Source organism: Burkholderia sp. FW306-1C-G01B, from assembly GCF_058781685.1.
The window spans coordinates 132965-150604 of sequence record NZ_JBYSWZ010000005.1; the positions used below are offsets into that span (position 1 = coordinate 132965).

17 protein-coding genes and 1 pseudogene are annotated in these 17640 nt (G+C 67.4%); 6 read left to right on the forward strand and 12 right to left on the reverse strand.

The window, feature by feature from the left end; translation table 11 throughout:
• The first annotated feature begins 11 nt into the window (after positions 1 to 11).
• Positions 12 to 1433 carry a cytochrome-c peroxidase gene (locus tag AC3WLY_RS12245; RefSeq protein WP_492308322.1) on the forward strand — a complete coding sequence of 474 codons (1422 nt, stop codon included), beginning with the start codon at positions 12 to 14 and terminating at the stop codon, positions 1431 to 1433.
• Between the two features lie 24 nt (positions 1434 to 1457).
• Here the strand turns inward: AC3WLY_RS12245 and AC3WLY_RS12250 are convergent, their stop codons facing one another.
• The 5 genes from AC3WLY_RS12250 to AC3WLY_RS12270 form a co-directional block, all read right to left on the reverse strand.
• A complete protein-coding gene (locus tag AC3WLY_RS12250; RefSeq protein ID WP_492308321.1) occupies positions 1458 to 2189 on the reverse strand; it encodes a class I SAM-dependent methyltransferase in 732 nt (243 codons plus the stop codon).
• Positions 2190 to 2267: 78 nt separating this feature from the next.
• Positions 2268 to 3578, reverse strand: coding sequence for an NAD(P)/FAD-dependent oxidoreductase (locus AC3WLY_RS12255; RefSeq protein ID WP_492308320.1), 1311 nt, complete (start codon positions 3576 to 3578; stop codon positions 2268 to 2270).
• The gene (locus AC3WLY_RS12260; protein WP_492308319.1) at positions 3575 to 4330 is read right to left on the reverse strand and encodes an amino acid ABC transporter ATP-binding protein; all 756 of its coding nucleotides are present in this window, start codon (positions 4328 to 4330) and stop codon (positions 3575 to 3577) included. The genes AC3WLY_RS12255 and AC3WLY_RS12260 overlap by 4 nt, the downstream gene beginning before the upstream one ends.
• Positions 4327 to 4983 carry an amino acid ABC transporter permease gene (locus tag AC3WLY_RS12265; protein WP_111018094.1) on the reverse strand — a complete coding sequence of 219 codons (657 nt, stop codon included), beginning with the start codon at positions 4981 to 4983 and terminating at the stop codon, positions 4327 to 4329. The genes AC3WLY_RS12260 and AC3WLY_RS12265 overlap by 4 nt, the downstream gene beginning before the upstream one ends.
• 88 nt (positions 4984 to 5071) lie before the next feature.
• Positions 5072 to 5848 carry an ABC transporter substrate-binding protein gene (locus AC3WLY_RS12270; protein ID WP_175959074.1) on the reverse strand — a complete coding sequence of 259 codons (777 nt, stop codon included), beginning with the start codon at positions 5846 to 5848 and terminating at the stop codon, positions 5072 to 5074.
• 159 nt (positions 5849 to 6007) lie between these two features.
• Between AC3WLY_RS12270 and AC3WLY_RS12275 the strand changes: the two genes are divergently transcribed.
• Positions 6008 to 6799, forward strand: coding sequence for an IclR family transcriptional regulator (locus tag AC3WLY_RS12275; protein WP_034179587.1), 792 nt, complete (start codon positions 6008 to 6010; stop codon positions 6797 to 6799).
• 66 nt (positions 6800 to 6865) lie between these two features.
• Here the strand turns inward: AC3WLY_RS12275 and AC3WLY_RS12280 are convergent, their stop codons facing one another.
• The 5 genes and pseudogenes from AC3WLY_RS12280 to AC3WLY_RS12300 all read right to left on the reverse strand — a co-directional run bounded on the left by AC3WLY_RS12280 (position 6866) and on the right by AC3WLY_RS12300 (position 10611).
• Positions 6866 to 7318 carry a type VI secretion system amidase immunity protein Tai4 gene (locus AC3WLY_RS12280; RefSeq protein WP_492308318.1) on the reverse strand — a complete coding sequence of 151 codons (453 nt, stop codon included), beginning with the start codon at positions 7316 to 7318 and terminating at the stop codon, positions 6866 to 6868.
• Between the two features lie 178 nt (positions 7319 to 7496).
• Entirely contained in the window at positions 7497 to 7844 is a 348-nt protein-coding gene (locus AC3WLY_RS12285; RefSeq protein WP_310139933.1) for a DUF1493 family protein, read from the reverse strand.
• Positions 7837 to 8275, reverse strand: a pseudogene (locus AC3WLY_RS12290) (STM2901 family protein). The gene AC3WLY_RS12285 and the pseudogene AC3WLY_RS12290 overlap by 8 nt, the downstream one beginning before the upstream one ends.
• A 299-nt stretch (positions 8276 to 8574) precedes the next feature.
• On the reverse strand, positions 8575 to 9909 hold the full coding sequence (locus tag AC3WLY_RS12295) for a chloride channel protein (protein ID WP_492308317.1): 1335 nt from the start codon (positions 9907 to 9909) through the stop codon (positions 8575 to 8577).
• A 240-nt stretch (positions 9910 to 10149) separates the two neighbouring features.
• Positions 10150 to 10611, reverse strand: coding sequence for a VOC family protein (locus AC3WLY_RS12300; RefSeq protein WP_492308316.1), 462 nt, complete (start codon positions 10609 to 10611; stop codon positions 10150 to 10152).
• A 309-nt stretch (positions 10612 to 10920) separates the two neighbouring features.
• Between AC3WLY_RS12300 and AC3WLY_RS12305 the strand changes: the two genes are divergently transcribed.
• The gene (locus tag AC3WLY_RS12305; RefSeq protein ID WP_492308315.1) at positions 10921 to 12063 is read left to right on the forward strand and encodes a porin; all 1143 of its coding nucleotides are present in this window, start codon (positions 10921 to 10923) and stop codon (positions 12061 to 12063) included.
• A gap of 216 nt (positions 12064 to 12279) precedes the next feature.
• Positions 12280 to 12582: a DUF4148 domain-containing protein gene (locus AC3WLY_RS12310; RefSeq protein WP_175959067.1), complete on the forward strand. Its 303-nt coding sequence runs from the start codon at positions 12280 to 12282 to the stop codon at positions 12580 to 12582.
• Positions 12583 to 12714: 132 nt separating this feature from the next.
• Here AC3WLY_RS12310 and AC3WLY_RS12315 read toward each other — a convergent pair whose 3' ends face one another.
• A complete protein-coding gene (locus AC3WLY_RS12315; RefSeq protein ID WP_310139922.1) occupies positions 12715 to 13662 on the reverse strand; it encodes a LysR family transcriptional regulator in 948 nt (315 codons plus the stop codon).
• A 201-nt stretch (positions 13663 to 13863) separates the two neighbouring features.
• Between AC3WLY_RS12315 and AC3WLY_RS12320 the strand changes: the two genes are divergently transcribed.
• Positions 13864 to 16047, forward strand: a complete 2184-nt coding sequence (locus AC3WLY_RS12320) for an FUSC family protein (protein WP_492308314.1) — start codon at positions 13864 to 13866, stop codon at positions 16045 to 16047.
• Between the two features lie 136 nt (positions 16048 to 16183).
• A complete protein-coding gene (locus AC3WLY_RS12325) occupies positions 16184 to 16396 on the forward strand; it encodes a hypothetical protein (RefSeq protein ID WP_492308313.1) in 213 nt (70 codons plus the stop codon).
• 129 nt (positions 16397 to 16525) lie between these two features.
• Here the strand turns inward: AC3WLY_RS12325 and AC3WLY_RS12330 are convergent, their stop codons facing one another.
• Positions 16526 to 17635, reverse strand: coding sequence for a DmpA family aminopeptidase (locus tag AC3WLY_RS12330; RefSeq protein WP_492308312.1), 1110 nt, complete (start codon positions 17633 to 17635; stop codon positions 16526 to 16528).
• Positions 17636 to 17640: the final 5 nt, after the last annotated feature.

Here is a 17640-nt window from a genome sequence, read left to right on the forward strand (position 1 = left end):
CGACCGACAGCATGACAGCTCGCCCCGCGTTCCCGTCTCCCGACGCCTCCGGCACCGCCGCGCCGCGTTCCCCTTCCCGCCTGCTGCGCCGCGCGGCGTTCGTGCTCGGCGCGGCCGTGCTCGGCTATGGCGCGTTCGCGGTCGCGTTCCCCGCGCGGGTGCCCGCGGCGATCGGCACCGTCGTCGCCGACTGGACGGGCGCGAATCCGCATCCGGTCGTGCTGCAGCGGCCCGCCGCGCAGCCGCTGTCGGCGGTCGCGCAGCTCGGGCGGGCGCTGTTCGTCGATCCGTCGCTGTCCGCGTCGGGCAAGCAGTCGTGCGCGTCGTGCCACAGCCCCGATCATGCGTACGGCCCGCCGAACGCGCTCGACGTGCAGCCGGGCGGCCTCGCGATGACGCAGCACGGATATCGCCCACCGCCGTCGCTGATGTATCTGTACCGCCAGCCAAACTTCAGCATCGGCCCCGATGCCGGTGAAAACGACGCCGCGCCGAGTGTCGCGCAGCAGGCCGCGGCGGCGGCCGGCGTCGTCAAGGCGCAGAAGGTGGCCGGCACGTCAGCCGCGCCGCAGCTCGTGCCGCAGGGCGGGATGTTCTGGGACGGCCGCGCCGATACGCTGCAGCAGCAGGCGTTCGGCCCGCTGCTGAATCCGGTCGAGATGGCGAACGCGAGCATCGACGACGTCGCGCACAAGCTCGCGCAGTCGTCGCACCGCGCGCAGTTCGAGCAGCTGTTCGGAGTGCGCGTGTTCGACAGCCCGCAGCTCGCGGTGTCGGAAGCGATGTTCGCGATCGCGCGGTATCAGGTCGAGGATCCGTCGTTCCATCCGTACAACAGCAAGTACGACCGTTGGCTCGAAGGCCGCGCGCGCCTGTCGCAGGCCGAGCTGCGCGGGCTGCGCCTGTTCAACGATCCGGACAAGGCGAATTGCGCGGGCTGCCACCTGTCGAAGCCCGGCAAGGACGGGCTGCCGCCGATGTTTACCGACTACCAGTACGAGGCGCTCGGCGCGCCGCGCAACAAGCAGCTCGCGCAGAACCGCAACGCGGCTTTCTACGATCTCGGCGTGTGCGGACCGTTCCGCGACGACCTGAAGGACCAGACGCAGTATTGCGGGATGTTCCTCACGCCGACGCTGCGCAACTCGGCGACGCGCCGGGTGTTCTTCCACAACGGCGTGTTCCACACGCTCGACCAGGTGATGGCGTTCTACAACGAGCGCAGCATCTCGCCGCAGAAGTTCTATTCGCGCGGCGCGGACGGCAAGGTCGACGAGTACGACGATATTCCGCCGAAGTATCGCGCGAACGTCGACGTGACCGATGCGCCGTTCGATCGCAAGCCGGGCGACAAACCCGCGATGACGGCGCAGGATATCAAGGATATCGAAGCGTTTCTCGGAACGCTGAACGATGAGCCGGTGAAACATTGAGCGCCGCTTGACCGCCGCGCTGCGTCAGCGGCGCGCGCGGATGCAAAGGAAGGCCGGCGCCAGCGACAGCTCCGCATGGAGTCGTTCGGACGCGGCCTTCATCTCCGGCAGCGGCTTGGGTTCGACGAACCGGTCGAGCCGCCAGCCGCTGTCGGCTACCGCGTTCAGGATGTCGGCGAGCGGCCGCCGCCAGGCTTCGACATACGGCTTCGGTTCGCCGAAGCCCGACCAGTGAAAGCCGAACCGGGACGTGTCGAAATACGTGCCCTCGCCGCGCGTGCGTTCGTCCATCCAGTCGCGCATCGGATGCGCCATCGAGAACACGAGCGTCGCTCCCGGCCGCGCGACGCGCCGGAATTCGCGCAGCGGCGCTTCGAGGTCGCGCACGTAATCGAACGCCAGCGAACACAGCACCTTGTCGAAACGGCCGTCGGGCAGCCAGTCAAGCGGCACCGACAGATCGCCTTCCGTCACCTCGACCGCAAGACCCGCGCAACGCGTGCGGGCAAGCGCGACCATCTCCGGCGTCACGTCGAATGCGTGCACGGTCGCGCCGTGGCGCGCGAGGTGCTCGCTGCAGATGCCGGGCCCGCAGCCGGCGTCGAGCACCGTCAGGCCGTCGACGTCGCCGAGCAGCGCCATCGTCGCCGGACGCTCGTAGAGCGCGTTGTGCGCCTTGGTCGGCGCGATGTCCGCATAGCGTTGCGCGAAGCTCGCGTACGCGCGGCGGCCGGGGGAATCGATCGAGTCGGTCATGCGGCATCCGTCGGCGGAAACTGGGAGTGTCGATTCTGCCCGATCGGACGATGGATGGCGACCCGCGCCCGCGCCCCGTCAGGAAAGGCTGTCGAGCAGCCGATACCAGGCCACCCCGGCGGCGATGTAGAAGCGCTGCAGCCCGTGAAACGGAATCGGCCGGATCGGCGTGGCGCGGAACGGCAGCGGCAGTTGCGCATCGCCCGACAGGTGCGCGGCCAGATGCTTGCCGAGCGTCGTCGCCATCGCGATGCCGCGGCCGTTGTAGCCGAGCGCGATCGTCACGCCCGGCGCGGGCTCGTGCACGTGCGGCATGAAATCCGCGGTGATCGCGACGCGCCCCGCCCAGCGGTATTCGAACCGGACACCCTTCAGTTGCGGATACAGCAGCGTCGTCGCGCGCTCGAGATGGCGCCAGTCGCTCGTCGCGCGCGGCTCCGCGAACGGGCCGCGGCCGCCCATCAGCAGGCGGCCGGCCGAGTCGCGGCGGAAATACAGCAGCAGGCGCCGCGCATCCGATGCGACCTCGCCGCCGGCGAGAATGTCGCGACCGAGATCCGGCGCGAGCGGCTGCGTTGCGACGATGAAACTGTTCGCGGCGATCACCGACTGGCGCAAGCCGGGCCACAGCCCGTCCGTGTAGCCGTTGGTCGCGATCACGACGCGATCCGCCGACAGCGTCGCGCCGCCGGCCGTCGCGATCCGCCAGCGGCCGTCGGCACGCGTCAGCCCGACGGCGCGCGTCAGCCCGTGCACGACCGCCCCGCTCGTCTGCGCGGCGCGCACGAGGCCGCGCGTGTAGCTGAGCGGCTGCACGCTGCCTGCGCGGCGATCGATCCAGCCGCCCGCATAGGCGTGCGTGCCGAGCCGCCGCGCGACGTCGTCGCGGCCGAGCACGTCGACCGGTGCGCCGCGCGCGGCCCACTGCTGCGCGCGACGCGCGACCGTATCGAGCATCGCGGCGGTCGGCGCCGGCTGGATCCAGCCGTGGCGACGCGCATCGCAATCGATCGCGTGCCGCGCGATCAGGTCGAACACCGTGTCGGCCGCGCCGCCGACCACGCCGGCAAGCTGCTCGCCGGCCTCGTCGCCGAACCGGCGGATCAGTTCGTCGGGGTCATATTTCAGCCCGGGGATCACTTGCCCGCCGTTGCGGCCCGACGCACCCCAGCCCGGCTGCGCGCCGTCGATCACGCGCACGTTGGCGCCGCGTTCGGCCAGGTGGAGCGCGGTCGACAGACCCGTGAAGCCGGCGCCGACGATCGCCACGTCGCACGACGCGGACGCATCGAGCGCGGGGGTGTCAGGCGCCGGCACGGCCGTCGCCGCCCACAGCGAATCCGGCCACCGGGAGTCGGGCCATGCGGGTGCCGGTTTCCTGTCGCTCATGGTCGATCCGGGTTGGCGGCGCCGTCCGACGCCAGCAGGCGACGCAGGAATTCCTGCGTGCGGGGATGCGTCGGCTGCGTGAGCACGTCGCGCGCGGGCCCGCTTTCGCAGATGGTGCCGTCGTGCAGGAAGCACACGCGATCGGCCACCTCGCGCGCAAACCCCATCTCGTGCGTGACGACCACCATGGTCATTCCGTCGCGCGCGAGCCCGCGCATCACGCCGAGCACTTCGCCGACGAGTTCGGGGTCGAGCGCCGACGTCGGCTCGTCGAACAGGATCGCCTGCGGCTCCATCGCCAGCGCGCGTGCGATCGCGACGCGCTGCTGCTGGCCGCCCGACAGCTCGGACGGGTACGCATTCATCCGGTGCGCGAGCCCGACCTTGTCGAGCAGCGCGCGGGCCTGCTCGCGCGCCTGCGCGGCCGGCATCCGCCGCACGTGCACGGGGCCTTCCATCACGTTCTCGAGCGCCGTGCGGTGCGAGAACAGATTGAAGCGCTGAAACACCATGCCGACCCGCATCCGCAGTTCGTGGATACGCTTCGAATGCGCATCGACCTTCACGCCGTCGATCGTGATCGAGCCTTCGTCGTAGGTCTCGAAGCCGTTGATACAGCGCAGCACGGTCGATTTGCCCGAGCCGGACGGCCCGATCAGGCACACGACTTCGCCCTGCCGCACGTCGAGACTCACGCCCTTCAGCACCGCGTGCTGCTGGAAGCGCTTGTGTATCGAATCGATCCGGATCATGCGCCTCTCCTCAGCGCGAGCCGCTTGCCGAGCCGGTTCACGCCGAACATCAGCGGCAGGCCGAGCGCGAGATACAGCAGCGCGACAAGCGTATAGACGCTCATGTTCTGGAACGTCGACGACGCGATCAACTGGCCGGCGCGCGTGATCTCCGCGACCGTGATCGTCGACGCGACCGATGAATCCTTCAGCAGCATCACGAGCGTGTTGCCGTACGGCGGCAGCGCGATCCGGAACGCCTGCGGCAGCACCACGCGCCGCATGATCATCGGCCCGCGCATGCCGATCGCGTGCGCGGCCTCGATCTGGCCGCGGTCGATCGCCTCGATGCCGGCGCGGAAGTTTTCCGCCTGGTAGGCCGAATACGCGATGCCGAGGCCGAGCACGCCGGCCTGGAACGCCGACAACTGCACGCCGAGATCGGGCAGCACGAAGTACATGTAGAACAGCTGCACGATGATCGGCAGCCCGCGGATCACGTTGACGATCGTGCTGCCGGCCGTCGACACGGCGCGGTTGCGCGACACCTTCAGCAGCGCGAGGACCAGCCCGAGCACCGAGCTGAGCACGAACGCGCATGCCGTGATCTCGATCGTGACCACCGCCCCCTTCAACAGGATCGGCAGGAAATCGATCGCATTCTGAAAAAACATGAGGTCTCCTATGCGACAGCCGAGCGGGCCGCAGCAGCGGGTGCCCGCGAGACGCGGGCGATACCGGCGTGGAACCGGGGGCCGGCGCTCAGCTCATGTGCCACTTCTGCAGGATCTGCTGCAGCGTACCGTCGCCCTTCATCTTGCGGATCGCGCCGTTGAGCTGCTCGAGCGTCGCGGTATCGCCCTTGCGCACGATGAAGCAGACCTGCCCCTTCACGACGCTCTGGTATTCGGGCGCGAGCCGCACCTGGCGGTTGACGCCGTGCTCGATCTGGTAAGCGACGATCGGCTGGTCGGCGAAGCCGGCCTTGATGCGCCCGAGCGCGACGTCGCGCATGATGTCGGCGATCGAATCGTAGGTCCGGACTTCCTTGAAGATGCCCTTCTTGTTGAGCGCATCGACGAACGCCGTGCCGACCTGTGCGCCGACCACCTGCCCCTTGAAATCGTCCATCGACGTATAGCGGCCCGGGTCGTCCGCCTTCACGATCAGGCCTTCGCCGAACGAATAGATCGTGTCGGAGAAATCGACGACCTGCTGGCGCGCCGGCGTCTTCAGCATCGCGGCCGAGATGATGTCGATCTTCTGCGTGGTGAGCGACGGAATGAGCGCCGAGAACACGGTCTGCTGCACGTCGACGCGAAAACCGGCCGATTTCCCGGCCGCGGTGATCGCGTCGACCATCATTCCCTGGATCGAATTGCTCTTCACGTCGAGAAACGTGAACGGCACGCCGGTGGCCGTCGCGCCGACCTTCAGCGTCGGCTCGGCCGCGACGGCGCCCGCCGATGCCGCGGAGATGGCGATACAGGTGGCGAAACCGGCGGCCAGTGCGCCGAACTGCTTGATGAACGAAACCATGATGTCCCCTTCTCGAATAATCCGGTGCGCCGCCAGTCGCCGATCGACGTTGCGACGATGATCCGATCTTAAAACGAATCAAAAATATCGCAAATAGATTTTTGCGTATCGATATTCGATACGCTATGATTCGATATCGAATCGATCAAGCCCCTGCTCATGGAAACTTTGCCCGATCAGTCGAACGACCTGCTGTTCAACCAATCGTTGGAGAAAGGGCTGAACGTGCTGCGCGCGTTCAGCGCGAAGCGGCGCACGATGACGCTTGCGGAAGTGGCCGACGCGGCGGGAATGACGAAGAGCTCGGCGCAGCGGATGGTCTATACGCTCGAGAAGCTCGGCTATATCCGCAAGCATCCGGTCACGCGGCGTTACCAGCTCACGCCGCACGTGATGCGGATCGGCTTCAACTACCTCGCGGCCGACACGCTGATCGACGTCGCGAATCCGTTCCTGTCCGAGCTCACGAACCTGACCGGCGAAACCACCAACCTCACCGAGCCGGACGAGGACGAGATGGTGTACGTCGCGCGTTTCGTGTCGACGAAGTTCGTGCCGATCCACATGCCGATCGGCAGCCGCATCCCGATGTATTGCACCGGCAGCGGCCGCGCGTTCCTGAGCGCGCTGCCGCCCGACGATGCGCGCGCGCGGCTCGACGGCATGGCGCGCACGCCGCACACGCCGCGCACGGTCACGGCGCTCGACGCACTCGTCGCACTGCTCGACAGCGCGCGGCACGAAGGCTACGCCACCAATCAGGAAGAACTGTTCATCGGCGACATGTCGATCGCGGCGCCCGTGCTCGGCAGCCAGGGGCAGCCCGTCGCGGCCGTGCATGTGGTCGCGCCGACGAGCCGCTGGACGTTCGACGACGCGCGCCGCAAGCTCGCGCCGGCCGTGATCGACTGCGCGCGCGGCATCAGCAATTCGATCAGGACGCTCGAATAGTGTCTGCGATACGGTAAACGGCAGACGGCAGACGGCTGCATTGCGCAACGGTGCTTGATCGCATCACTACCGCGGCTTCCGCGGGTTCTCCGTCCGATAGGTACTGTTCGGGCGCAATACGAGGTTCTTCGCCGCGGCGTCCAGTTCCTTGCCGTGATACATGTCGACGCACTTAAGGAAGTCGAACTTCACATCCCCGACTTCCGATTCGACCACGGGATTCCGGTAATCGAGCGCGAGATACTTCGCCACCAGCGCGTGAATGACGTCCGGCGCGCGCTCCATGTCGTAGTAGGTCCAGTCGCGCAATGCGCTGGTGCTGCTGCCGAGATCCTTGCTCGTGCCGGGCTCCTGCTTGTAAGCGGTTGCCAGGCACTCCGCGAGCACCATGTCCTTGAAGTTCTGGAGATACGTTCGTGAGCTGGCCGCCGGTGACGCTTGCGCTGCATCCTTCGCCGAAACCACCGAGGGATGCAGCGCGACGCACGCCAGCACGGCCGCGATCCAGGCTCCCTTCATGACAGACTCCAGAAATTCGCACGATCCGTACGATACCGTGCGCCCGGTTCGTTGAAATAGCAGTGGTCATAGCCTATCGGCGACGCTCAATGAAAAACACGTCGCGGGCCGGCATTCGTGGGGGAAGGCGCGCACGCAAAAACAGGCATCCGGCCCGCAACGTGCAACGCCTGACGGGTCACAACTCCCAGCGTCCGCGCTCCATCGCCTGTTCCATCATTCCGAGCGTCAGCGACCGGCCGCCCAATGTCTCGCGCGCGTCGTTGCTGAACGGGGATTTGACGACCGCCGCAAGGAACGATCCGATGCCGAGTTTCGCGGACGGGTAGTAATAGTGGATGTCGAACGCAGAGAGGTCGATGCCAAACGTCACGGCCCATTGCCTGACGAATTCGTCGATATCGCCCGGCTCCATGTCGAGGTCGTGATAGAGGTCCGTGTCCCGCGTCAGTTCGATTCGATCGACCGGAAGCCTGCCGATATCGGTCGCAATAAACGCTTCGAGACTCTTCCATGCGTCAGCCATACAGACGATCCTCAGGCTTCACCATGCTGTTGTAGGTGATAACCGTGCGATAAGTGATCAGCGATACATCCGTTGCCAAGAGTACCCAACCTGCTCCTGGAATCGCGCGCCCAACGAATGCGCCGATATTCCGCGTGAACTTGATGCGCAACATGATAAGACTCGTGAACGATGTAACGGTAGGCAAAATCCGATGCTTCAGCTCGTACGGCAGCAAGCGACGGGAAACGACAGACGCGATGGAGGTGCCCTTGACGGCGATCGCAAACTTCCCGCGCGTCGGGATAAAGCGCTGGCCCAGCAACACCATCGCGATACCGACTGCATCATCTACCCCCAAACTGCTTGCCAGTCTCTTCGATGAAGATCAGGAAGAGCAACGCTTCGCGGCTCAAGCCGTCATGAATGCCGTACTTGTACGAATGCGCCATTTTCTCTCAGATAGTTTGAATTCGAACGAGCGGGCAAGGCTATCGCGAACGACGCAGAGAGGACAACAGGCTCATCGGGTCGGGAGTCGATACGGGAACGCGTTCGGGCGCAATTGATCGATCTCGTGCTGTTCCTTTGAAGCGAATTCCGGCTTGCGCTCCCGATCGTTACAGCTTCGTCGTTCCGCGCGAGTACCACCGCAACGGCATGCACCAGAACGAATGCAAATCGTTAATTTTTGGTGGCTTGCTGGCGACGAATGCGTCGACGTTGTCCGGCCCTTGAGCATTCGTGCGCGTTAGCGCGTCGCCGCTGCGCGCTCGCTCACCATCGCAATCGCACTCACCCGCCGCTCGGCCTGCCGCTGCGCAAACCGGTACGCAACAAGCGCTCCGGCCACTGCAAGCAGCATCGGCACAAGGCTGTCGTGATTCGCGCGCGTGAATTCGAGCAGCAGCACGACCGCCGTAATCGGCATCTGCATCGACGCGGCGAGAAACGCGGTCGCGCCGATCAGCGCACACCCGCTGATCGATGCGCCCGGCCAGACGAGACTCCACAGCCCGCCGAGCACGACGCCGAGCAGCGCGCCGTTCGCGAGGCCCGGCGTCAGCAGGCCGCCCTCCGCGCCCGCCCGCAGGCTGCCCGCCTCGATCAGCACTTTCAGCACGAGCAGCGTCGCCGCGAGGCCGATCGTCAGCGTGCCGTCGAAGCCGAGCGACGCCGGCCCCTTGCCGTTGCCGAGCAGTTGCGGAAACCGCATCGCGAGCATGCCGATCACCGCGAAGTTGACCAGCGCAAGCACCGGCAGCCGCCAGTCTTTCGGCGCATTCGCCCGCGCGCGGGTCGTGAGCCGCACAAAGCCGTACGCGGCGAAGCCGAACAGAGGCCCGCAAACGATCGACCAGGCGACGAGCGGCGTGCTCAGCGCGAACGCAGGCACCGTGTACTGGTGTTCGTTGCCGAGGCCGAGCCACGCGACAGCCGCCGCGATCGCGGACGTCACGACCGCGACGATCAGCGCGCGCAGTTCGAACGTGCCGAGCAGCACTTCGAGCACGAAGATCGCGCCGCCGAGCGGCACGTTGTAGACGGCCGCGAGGCCCGCGCCCGCGCCGCACGCCACCATCAGCCGGCAGTCGTCGGGCTTGAGCCCCGCGCGATGCGCGAGCTGCCCGGCAAGCAGCGAACCGATCTCGCGCGGCGCGACTTCGCGGCCGAGCGGCGAACCGAGCGCGACGGTGACGATCTGCAGCAGCGCGTGGATCGTCGTGCTGACGAACGGCATCCGCGGATCGGCCGCACGCACCGCGCGGCGAATGCTGACGAGCGGCCGGCCGTACCGGTAAAGCGCCCACCAGCCGCCGCCGGCGACGATTCCGCAGAAGACGAGCACCGCGAGCCGGCGCAGCGGATCGGCATCGGTCACGCCGGTGAGGAAGCTCTCGGTGCCGATCACGTGCGCGATGCTGTAACCGTACGCAACGTGCTGGATCGCATGCAGCAGCAACGCGATCAGCATGCCCCCGAGGCCCGCGCCGACGCCGGTCAGGATCGTGACGACGGCCACGCGCGCGAACGGGCTGGCGGGCGGGGAAGCGGATGCGGGAGCGGACGGGAGGTCGAGGCGCATGAGGTCGGCGAACTGGGATCGAAAGGACGGCGCGCAACACGCGCGCCGTCATCAGGACCGCATCGTAGCCTCGCGCGTCTCATGCGACAAACGTATTTTTCGAATCGACTCATGCATTTCATGAATGAATGAGCGCGGACGGCCTGTAACCGCCGTCCGCATCAACCCCATCCATCCGGATACGTGACGTGCTCCGGTTCGCGCCGCATGTATGGATGAAAAGCACGCACGCGTCGCGCATCAGGACCAGCCTTCGAACGTCAGGCCGGTTTCGGCAGCGGCCTGCTCGGGCGTCACGTCGCGCACGTGCTGACCGAACGTCCACACGTGCTGCTCCGGATCGCGCGCGCGATAGGTGCGGTCGCCATAGAACTGGTCGGCCGGTTCCTGCAGGATTTCCGCGCCGGCCTGCCGCGCGTGTTCGCAATGCGCGTCGAGGCCGTCGGCAAGCTGCACGTGCACGCTTTGCGTGTTCCTGCCGCCGATCTCTTGCGGGCTCGCGACGAAATCGGCCCAGTGTCCGCCGATCATCACGACGCCGCCGCGATGCGTGAGCTCCGCATGCGTGACCTCGCCTTCAGGCGTACGGACGACGATGCCGCGCGCGAAGCCGAATGCGCGCTCCAGCCATTCGAGTGCGGTGCGCGGATCGCGGTAGTACACGGCGGCGCTGATCGGCGGATGGCGGTCGGGCTGGGGCATCGTATGTCTCCGGTCGTGGGCACGAGCGGCTCATTCTCCGCGCGTCGGCCGTGCGGATCAACCGCCGTGCCGCGTCCCGCGCATGTTGCAACGGCGCGACAGCCGGGTCGCGCCGGGCGAATGCCGCGTGCAGGCCATCGCGCAAAAACGGCCGGCCCCGGGTGCGCGCGGCGCGTCGTGTCAGTTTTGTGAAGGACTCTTGCCGGATCCGGAAAGGTGCGCACGCCGCGCCGGCGGCCTTGCGCGCGCCGTGCATTCCTATACTTGCGCCGAACTTTCGTTTCCCGTCCCACACGCAGGAGCTTCACCATGAAAAAAAACCTCATCGCCGGCGCTTGCGCGGCCGCGCTGTTCGCCCCGCTCGCCCACGCGCAAAGCTCGGTCACGCTGTACGGCCTGATCGACGCCGGCATTGCGTATACCAACAACGCCGGCGGCGCATCGCTGTGGCGCCTGACCACCGGCACGATCAACGGCAGCCGCTTCGGCCTGCGCGGCACCGAGGATCTCGGCGGCGGCGTGAAGGCGCTGTTCGTGCTGGAGAACGGCTTCAACGCGAACAACGGCGCGCTCGGCCAGGACGGCAAGCTGTTCGGCCGCTATGCGTATGTCGGCCTGAGCGGTAACGGCTACGGCACGCTGACGCTCGGCCGCCAGTACGACACGATGGTCGACTTCGTCGCGCCGCTGTCCGCGACGGCCGGCGACTTCGGCGATACGGGCTTCGCGCATCCGTTCGACAACGACAACCTGAACCACTCGCTGCGCATCAGCAACGCGGTCAAGTACACGAGCGATACGGTCGCGGGCTTCAAGGTCGGCGCGATGTACGCGTTCTCCAACTCGACGAACTTCAGCGCGAACCGCGCGTACAGTGTCGCGGCGAGCTACACGAACGGCCCGTTGAAGCTGGCCGGCGCGTACCTGCAGATGAACGGCACGAAGGGCTCGACGAGCGCCAGCCCCGGCGCGACCGATTCGGCCGAGGCGAAGAGCGTGAACCAGGGCGGCTGGTCGATCGGTTCGGACCGCATGCGGACATACGGCGGCGGCGTCAGCTACGTGTTCGGCCCGGCGACCGTCGGCTTCGTCTATACGCGCTCGCAGTACGACAACACGGGCTCGTTCGGCTCGACCGGCCAGGTCGCGTTCAACAACTACGACGTGAACGTGCGCTATGCGGTGACGCCGGCGGTCAGCCTCGGTGCGGCTTACGTGTACACGGATGCCAGCGTGTCGAACCCGGACAGCAAGCACGGTACCGATCCGAAGTGGCACCAGGTCGACCTGCAGGCCGTGTACAAGCTGTCGCGCCGCACCGACCTGTATGCGGAAGCGATGTACCAACATGCGTCGGGACGCGGCTACCAGGCGTTCATCAACGGTTCGGGCGGCGCGTCGAGCACGCCGAACCAGATCGTCGGCGCGATCGGCATGCGCACGCGGTTCTGACCGGTGTGACGCAACGTCGCCCACCGGCAACGAACCCGCTTTCGCACGCGGGTTCGGTCGCTGCGGGCGACGCGCGTCAATGTTGTTCCATCTGGAAGGCAGCCTGCCTGGAATCGGGGTTTTTGCGCGCACAAGCGCTGCGTAGACTCGTATCGAAGGTCCGGGGCGCGCATCGCGCGTCGAACCGAACGTCTACCCCTCACCCAGGAGAACCTCGTGAAATCGCTCGTCGTTACCGCCGCCGCTGCCGTCCTGCTTGCCGCACCGGCCCTGTCGTTCGCCCAGTCGGCGAAGTCGCCCGTCACGCGCGCGCAGGTGCTGCAGGAACTGGTCGATCTCGAGTCGGTCGGCTACAACCCCGCGCGCGGTGAAGCCGGCAACTATCCGGAAGACATCATGGCGGCGCAGGAACGACTGCAGGCGAAGCGTCTCGCGGCACGGAAGGCTGCGCAGGCCGCATACGGCCCGGCCGGCGAGCCGGCAACCGAATCGGGCGCGGCGGCGAAACCCGCGCTGTGACGACGTGACGATGCGCGTCGCCCGCATGAATCGTGTGCTGCGGGCGACGCGCATGTCGCGTTTGCATGAAGAAGCCTGTCGCGCAATCGACAGTCAGCACAACGTATCGACGTGACGATACGCGCCCCGCGCTCAGGCGGCCTGCGGTTCGCGGCCGATCGCGTTCAGCATCTCGACGTCGCGCGCGATCATCCCCGGCACCTGCGCGCGCAGCATCTCGACCCAGGTCCGCACCTTCGCGTCGACGAAGCGGCGCGACGGATACAGCGCATACACGTTCATCTTCTGCAGGATATGCGCGGGCAGCACGCGCACGAGCGTGCCGTCGCGCAGCGCGTCGATTGCCGAGTACAGCGGCAGCATGCCGATCCCGATGCCGTCGCGGATCGCGAGTGCGAGCGATTCGGCCGTATTGGTCTGCACCGGCCCGGCGACGTGGATCTGCTCGACGCCTTCGGGCCCTTCGAGCACCCATTCGTGCGTCGGGAACGCGGGCGTACACAGCGTCAGGCACGCATGTGCGGCGAGATCCTGCGGACGGGCCGGCACGCCGTGCCGTTTCACATAGTCGGGCGACGCGCACAGGATGCTGAACGTCGAACCGAGCAGATGCGACACCAGTTCCGAATCGGGCAGCGACGACGCGGTCACGACGGCCATATCGCTCGTGCCGTCGAACAGGTCGGGCATGCGCTGCGACAGCGACAGTTCGATCGACACGCCCGGGAACTGCGCGTGATAGCGCGTCAGCGCGGGCAACACATAGTGATGGCCGACACTCGCGAAGCTGTGCATGCGCAGCACGCCGGCCGGCCGTTCGTGCGCGCAGCTCGCCTCTTCTTCCGCGCGATCGACGTCGGCGAGGATCTGGCGGCAGCGCCGCAGATAGCTTTCGCCGGCCGACGTCAGCGCGAGGCGGCGCGTCGAGCGATTCATCAGACGGGTGCGCAGGCGCGCCTCGAGCTCCGACACCGCGCGCGACATCGCGCCCGTCGTCGAATTCAGCGATTGCGCGGCGGCCGTGAAGCTGCCTGTCTCGACGACGCGCGAAAACACCCGCATGTTTTGTAGGGTATCCATTCCTGTGAGCAACCTGTAGCGGAGCCGCTATTTTCCTCCACTGGATGCGACAGATTGTTACTCCGGCTGCAACTATCGTTTCCCCACAGCTGCGTTAATGCGCGGGCGCCGCACTCCTACAATCGGCGCCTCACCAGTCGAACGGACCCGTTCGGACGCGCCGCGGCACCTCGCCGGGCCCCGCACGGGTCCCCTCTTTTCATGAAGCCACAACCTGCGATCGAGCGACCTTCCATCGAACCGGCACGATGGCGATCATGGCTCGATCCGCTCGGCGACGCGGCACGCGACTGGGCCGTCAGCGACGGGCTGATCTGGCTGCACCTCGCGAAGACCGTGTTCGCGGCGCTCCTTGCGATGGGCATCGCGATGCGTCTCGAGATGTCGCAGCCGCGCACCGCGATGACGACCGTGTTCGTGCTGATGCAGCCGCTGTCGGGGATGGTGTTCGCGAAGAGTTTCTACCGCATGCTCGGCACGGCGGCCGGCCTCGTCGCCGCGCTCGCGCTCGGCGGGCTGTTCGCGCAGCAACCCGAACTGTACATGGCCGGCATCACGCTGTGGATCGGCGGCTGCATCGCGCTGGCGGTGCGCAACCGCCACTTCCGCTGGTACGGCTTCGTGCTCGCCGGCTACACGGCCGCGCTGATCGGCCTGCCGGCGGTGATGACGCCGCAGACGCTGTTCCAGTCCGCGCTCACGCGCGCCGCGGAAGTCGCGCTCGGCATCGCATGCTCGGGCGCGGTCAGCGCGTTGATCCTGCCGCTCAGTTCCGCGAAGGCGCTGATGCGCTCGCTGAACACACGCCACACGACGTTCGCGGCGTTCACGTCCGGCGCGCTCGCGGGCGACGTCGCACGCGGCGATTTCGAGCGGCGCTTCGCCGATTTCGTCGACGACATCGTCGGCTTCGAAGCGAACCGCGCATTCGCATCGTTCGAGGATCCGCACATTCGCGCACGCAGCCGGCGGCTCGCACGGCTGAACAGCGAGTTCATGAACGCATGCACGCGGCTGCATGCGCTGCACCAGCTCGTCAAGCGCCTGCGCGCGAACGGCTCGGACGCGGTGCTCGACGCGCTGGCGCCGCACGTCGACGCGCTCGCGCAGCGGTTCGCCGCATTGCGCGACGAGCGGCAGCACGGCAGCGCACCGGCCACCGGCGCGCTGCTCGAACTGCGCCGCTTCCACGGCGCGTTGCCGAAGGCCGCGCGCGCGTCGCGGCGGACCATCGAGGAACACGCGGCCGGCGGCCTGCTCGATTTCGATACCGCGATCGAGCTGCTGTACCGCTTCATCGGCGAGTATCTCGGCTACGCCGATACCTACGCGTCGCTCGACCAGGACGATCACGCATTCGAGCGCTCCGTCACGCATTACGCGGTGAAGACCAATTCGTTCTTCGTCGGCTTCGCGTTCCTGCGCACGGTCATCGCCGTCGGTGCGATGAGCGCGTTCTGGATCGCGTCGGAGTGGCCGAGCGGCTCGCTCGCGGTAATCGCCACGGCGATCGCGTGCGCGCTCAGCTCGACGTCGCCGCGCGCACCGAAGTTCGTCGCTCAGATGGGCGTCGGCGCGGCGTTCGCGACTGCCGTCGGCTACCTGTTCCTGTGCTACGTGTATCCGAACATCGACGGCTTTCCGCTGCTGTGCGCGACGCTCGCGCCGGTGCTCGGCCTCGGCGCGTTTCTCGCGATGCGGCCGGGCCTGTCCGGCTACGGGATCGGCTTCGCGGTGTTCTTCTGCCTGCTCGCGGGCCCCGACAACGCAATCGCGTATACGCCCGAGGTGCTGATCAACAACGGGCTGGCCGTCGTCGTCGCGATGCTCGCGTGCTCGCTCGTGTTCGCGGTCGTGTTCCCCACCCATATGCCCTGGCTCACGGGCCGCATCGCGCATGACCTGCGCCGCCAGGTCACGCTTGCGTGCGAAGGCGCGCCGGACGGCCTAGCGCAGCGCTTCCAGTCGAGCACGCACGACCTGATGGCGCAGTTGCGCACGCTGCTCGTGCGACGCACGCGGCAGCATCGCGACGCGCTGCGCTGGATGCTGTCGACGCTCGAGGTCGGCCATGCGGTGATCGACCTGCGCGACGAACTGCACGCGTTCTGCGAAGCGAAACCGCCGCAGATGCTGCGCTGGACCGGTTCGATCGACGCGGTACTGCAAGAGTTGCCGCGCTTCTTCGACGATCCGACGCCCGGCCACCATGCGCGCACGCTGAAATCGGTGAATCTCGCGATCCGCGCCGCTCAGCACACGCTGCAGGCGTGGTACGCGGTGCCCGACGAGCGCCGCCGCATGCAGCGGATCGTCGGCTGCCTGCACTTCATGCGCAGCGCGCTGCTCGACAGGGACGCGCCGTTCAACCGGCGCCGCCATTGAACATCGATGCGCGCGCAACGGGATCCTTGTTCCGAATGGAAATAAGCTCTACAGGCGCGGTGATTAATCTTTAAGCAGTGCGAGCCTATAGTTTCCTCACTGCCAGCGAGACTGGCACTCACCCAGGAGAAACAAAATGAAGCCGCTGCACCTCGCCCTCGTTGCCCTGTCGCTGACCGCTGCTGTCGCCCAAGCACAGCCCGCGCCGGCCGACGTCGCACAGCAACAGGCGAACCGCGCCGAAGCCGTCAAGGCCGCAGGCCGCGTCGATCGTGCGCAATCGAAGCAGGAAGACCCGAACGCCTGTGTCGGCCCCGTCAGCTTCTGCAACATCTACTTCGGCAGCTGAGCATGACGCCGCGTCGTCACGGCCAGGCCCGCACCGCCCGCATCGAGTCCGCGGGCGGGCGGCGCACCGGCCGATCGCCGCACCGCCGTCCCGCTCCACGCCGCTTCGATTGAAGCGGCGCATGCCGTTTCAGGCGCCGCGCCCCGGCCGCCACCCGACTTCGCGCAACGCATCCAGCAGGCGCGCCTGCCCGAGCCCCTCGACCCGCGCACCACGCGATTCGACGTCGCCGCCCGCGACGAGCGCGTTCACGATCGCTTCCTCCACCGCCTCGGCCGCCGCGACGAACAGCGCGGAAATATGGTCGTTGTTGACCATCTTCACGCCGGTGGTCGGCGCGCCCTTGCTGCCGTAATTCGCGGCCGGCAGCCCGTCGTTGCCCGTTGCGAACGCAAGGAAGATGTCGCCGCTCGAATCCTCGGTGCCGCCGCCGACGCGCGCGAGCCCGACGCTTGCGCGCTGCGCGACGCGCGTGCATTGATGCGGCAGCAGCGGCGCGTCGGTCGCGATCGTGACGACGATCGAGCCCATGCCGGCCTCGCCTGTCGCGTCGGGCTCGCGGAACGGCGAATGCACGTGCCGCAGCACTTCGCCGACCGGATAACCGGCCACGCGCAGCATCTCGCGCACGCCGTAGTTCGCCTGCACCAGCGCGCCGACGGTCCAGCCGCCCGCATCGGCCGCGAGCACGCGCGACGCGGTGCCGATGCCGCCCTTGAACTCGTGGCAGATCATGCCCGTACCGCCGCCCACGCCGCCTTCGGCGACCGGCCCCGACTGCGCGGCGGCCAGCGCGCGCTGCACGTGCGCGGCGCTCACGTGCTGCCCCCAGATATCGTTCAGCAGCCCGTCGTAGGTTTCCATCACGACCGGCATGCACCAGTACACGCGGCCGGCCGCCGCTTCCCGCTCGTTCGCGACGAGCGCGTCGCGCACCGCGCCGACGCTGTGCGTGTTCGTATAGGCGATCGGCGTCGTCAGCAGGCCGGCCTCGCGGATCCATTCGAGCCCCGTCGCGTCGCCGTTGCCGTTCAGCACGTGCACACCGGCGAAACACGGCGAATCGTGCGCGGCGCCCGCGCGCGGCTCGATGACGGTGACGCCGGTTCGGATCGATGCGTCGCCGTTCTCGACGTTCAGCGTGCAATGTCCGACCCGTACGCCCGGAACGTCCGTGATCGCGTTGAAGCGGCCCGGCGTGCCGAGTCCGATGCGGATGCCGAGATCCCTCGTGCGCATGATGC

What these genes read in the sequence shown, in the direction of transcription:
- AC3WLY_RS12245 (WP_492308322.1), top strand. Translation starts at nt 12, where the DNA reads ATGACAGCTCGCCCCGCGTTCCCGTCTCCCGACGCCTCCGGCACCGCC.
- AC3WLY_RS12250 (WP_492308321.1), bottom strand. Translation starts at nt 2,189, where the DNA reads ATGACCGACTCGATCGATTCCCCCGGCCGCCGCGCGTACGCGAGCTTC.
- AC3WLY_RS12255 (WP_492308320.1), bottom strand. Translation starts at nt 3,578, where the DNA reads ATGAGCGACAGGAAACCGGCACCCGCATGGCCCGACTCCCGGTGGCCG.
- AC3WLY_RS12260 (WP_492308319.1), bottom strand. Translation starts at nt 4,330, where the DNA reads ATGATCCGGATCGATTCGATACACAAGCGCTTCCAGCAGCACGCGGTG.
- AC3WLY_RS12265 (WP_111018094.1), bottom strand. Translation starts at nt 4,983, where the DNA reads ATGTTTTTTCAGAATGCGATCGATTTCCTGCCGATCCTGTTGAAGGGG.
- AC3WLY_RS12270 (WP_175959074.1), bottom strand. Translation starts at nt 5,848, where the DNA reads ATGGTTTCGTTCATCAAGCAGTTCGGCGCACTGGCCGCCGGTTTCGCC.
- AC3WLY_RS12275 (WP_034179587.1), top strand. Translation starts at nt 6,008, where the DNA reads ATGGAAACTTTGCCCGATCAGTCGAACGACCTGCTGTTCAACCAATCG.
- AC3WLY_RS12280 (WP_492308318.1), bottom strand. Translation starts at nt 7,318, where the DNA reads ATGAAGGGAGCCTGGATCGCGGCCGTGCTGGCGTGCGTCGCGCTGCAT.
- AC3WLY_RS12285 (WP_310139933.1), bottom strand. Translation starts at nt 7,844, where the DNA reads ATGGCTGACGCATGGAAGAGTCTCGAAGCGTTTATTGCGACCGATATC.
- AC3WLY_RS12295 (WP_492308317.1), bottom strand. Translation starts at nt 9,909, where the DNA reads ATGCGCCTCGACCTCCCGTCCGCTCCCGCATCCGCTTCCCCGCCCGCC.
- AC3WLY_RS12300 (WP_492308316.1), bottom strand. Translation starts at nt 10,611, where the DNA reads ATGCCCCAGCCCGACCGCCATCCGCCGATCAGCGCCGCCGTGTACTAC.
- AC3WLY_RS12305 (WP_492308315.1), top strand. Translation starts at nt 10,921, where the DNA reads ATGAAAAAAAACCTCATCGCCGGCGCTTGCGCGGCCGCGCTGTTCGCC.
- AC3WLY_RS12315 (WP_310139922.1), bottom strand. Translation starts at nt 13,662, where the DNA reads ATGGATACCCTACAAAACATGCGGGTGTTTTCGCGCGTCGTCGAGACA.
- AC3WLY_RS12320 (WP_492308314.1), top strand. Translation starts at nt 13,864, where the DNA reads ATGAAGCCACAACCTGCGATCGAGCGACCTTCCATCGAACCGGCACGA.
- AC3WLY_RS12325 (WP_492308313.1), top strand. Translation starts at nt 16,184, where the DNA reads ATGAAGCCGCTGCACCTCGCCCTCGTTGCCCTGTCGCTGACCGCTGCT.
- AC3WLY_RS12330 (WP_492308312.1), bottom strand. Translation starts at nt 17,635, where the DNA reads ATGCGCACGAGGGATCTCGGCATCCGCATCGGACTCGGCACGCCGGGC.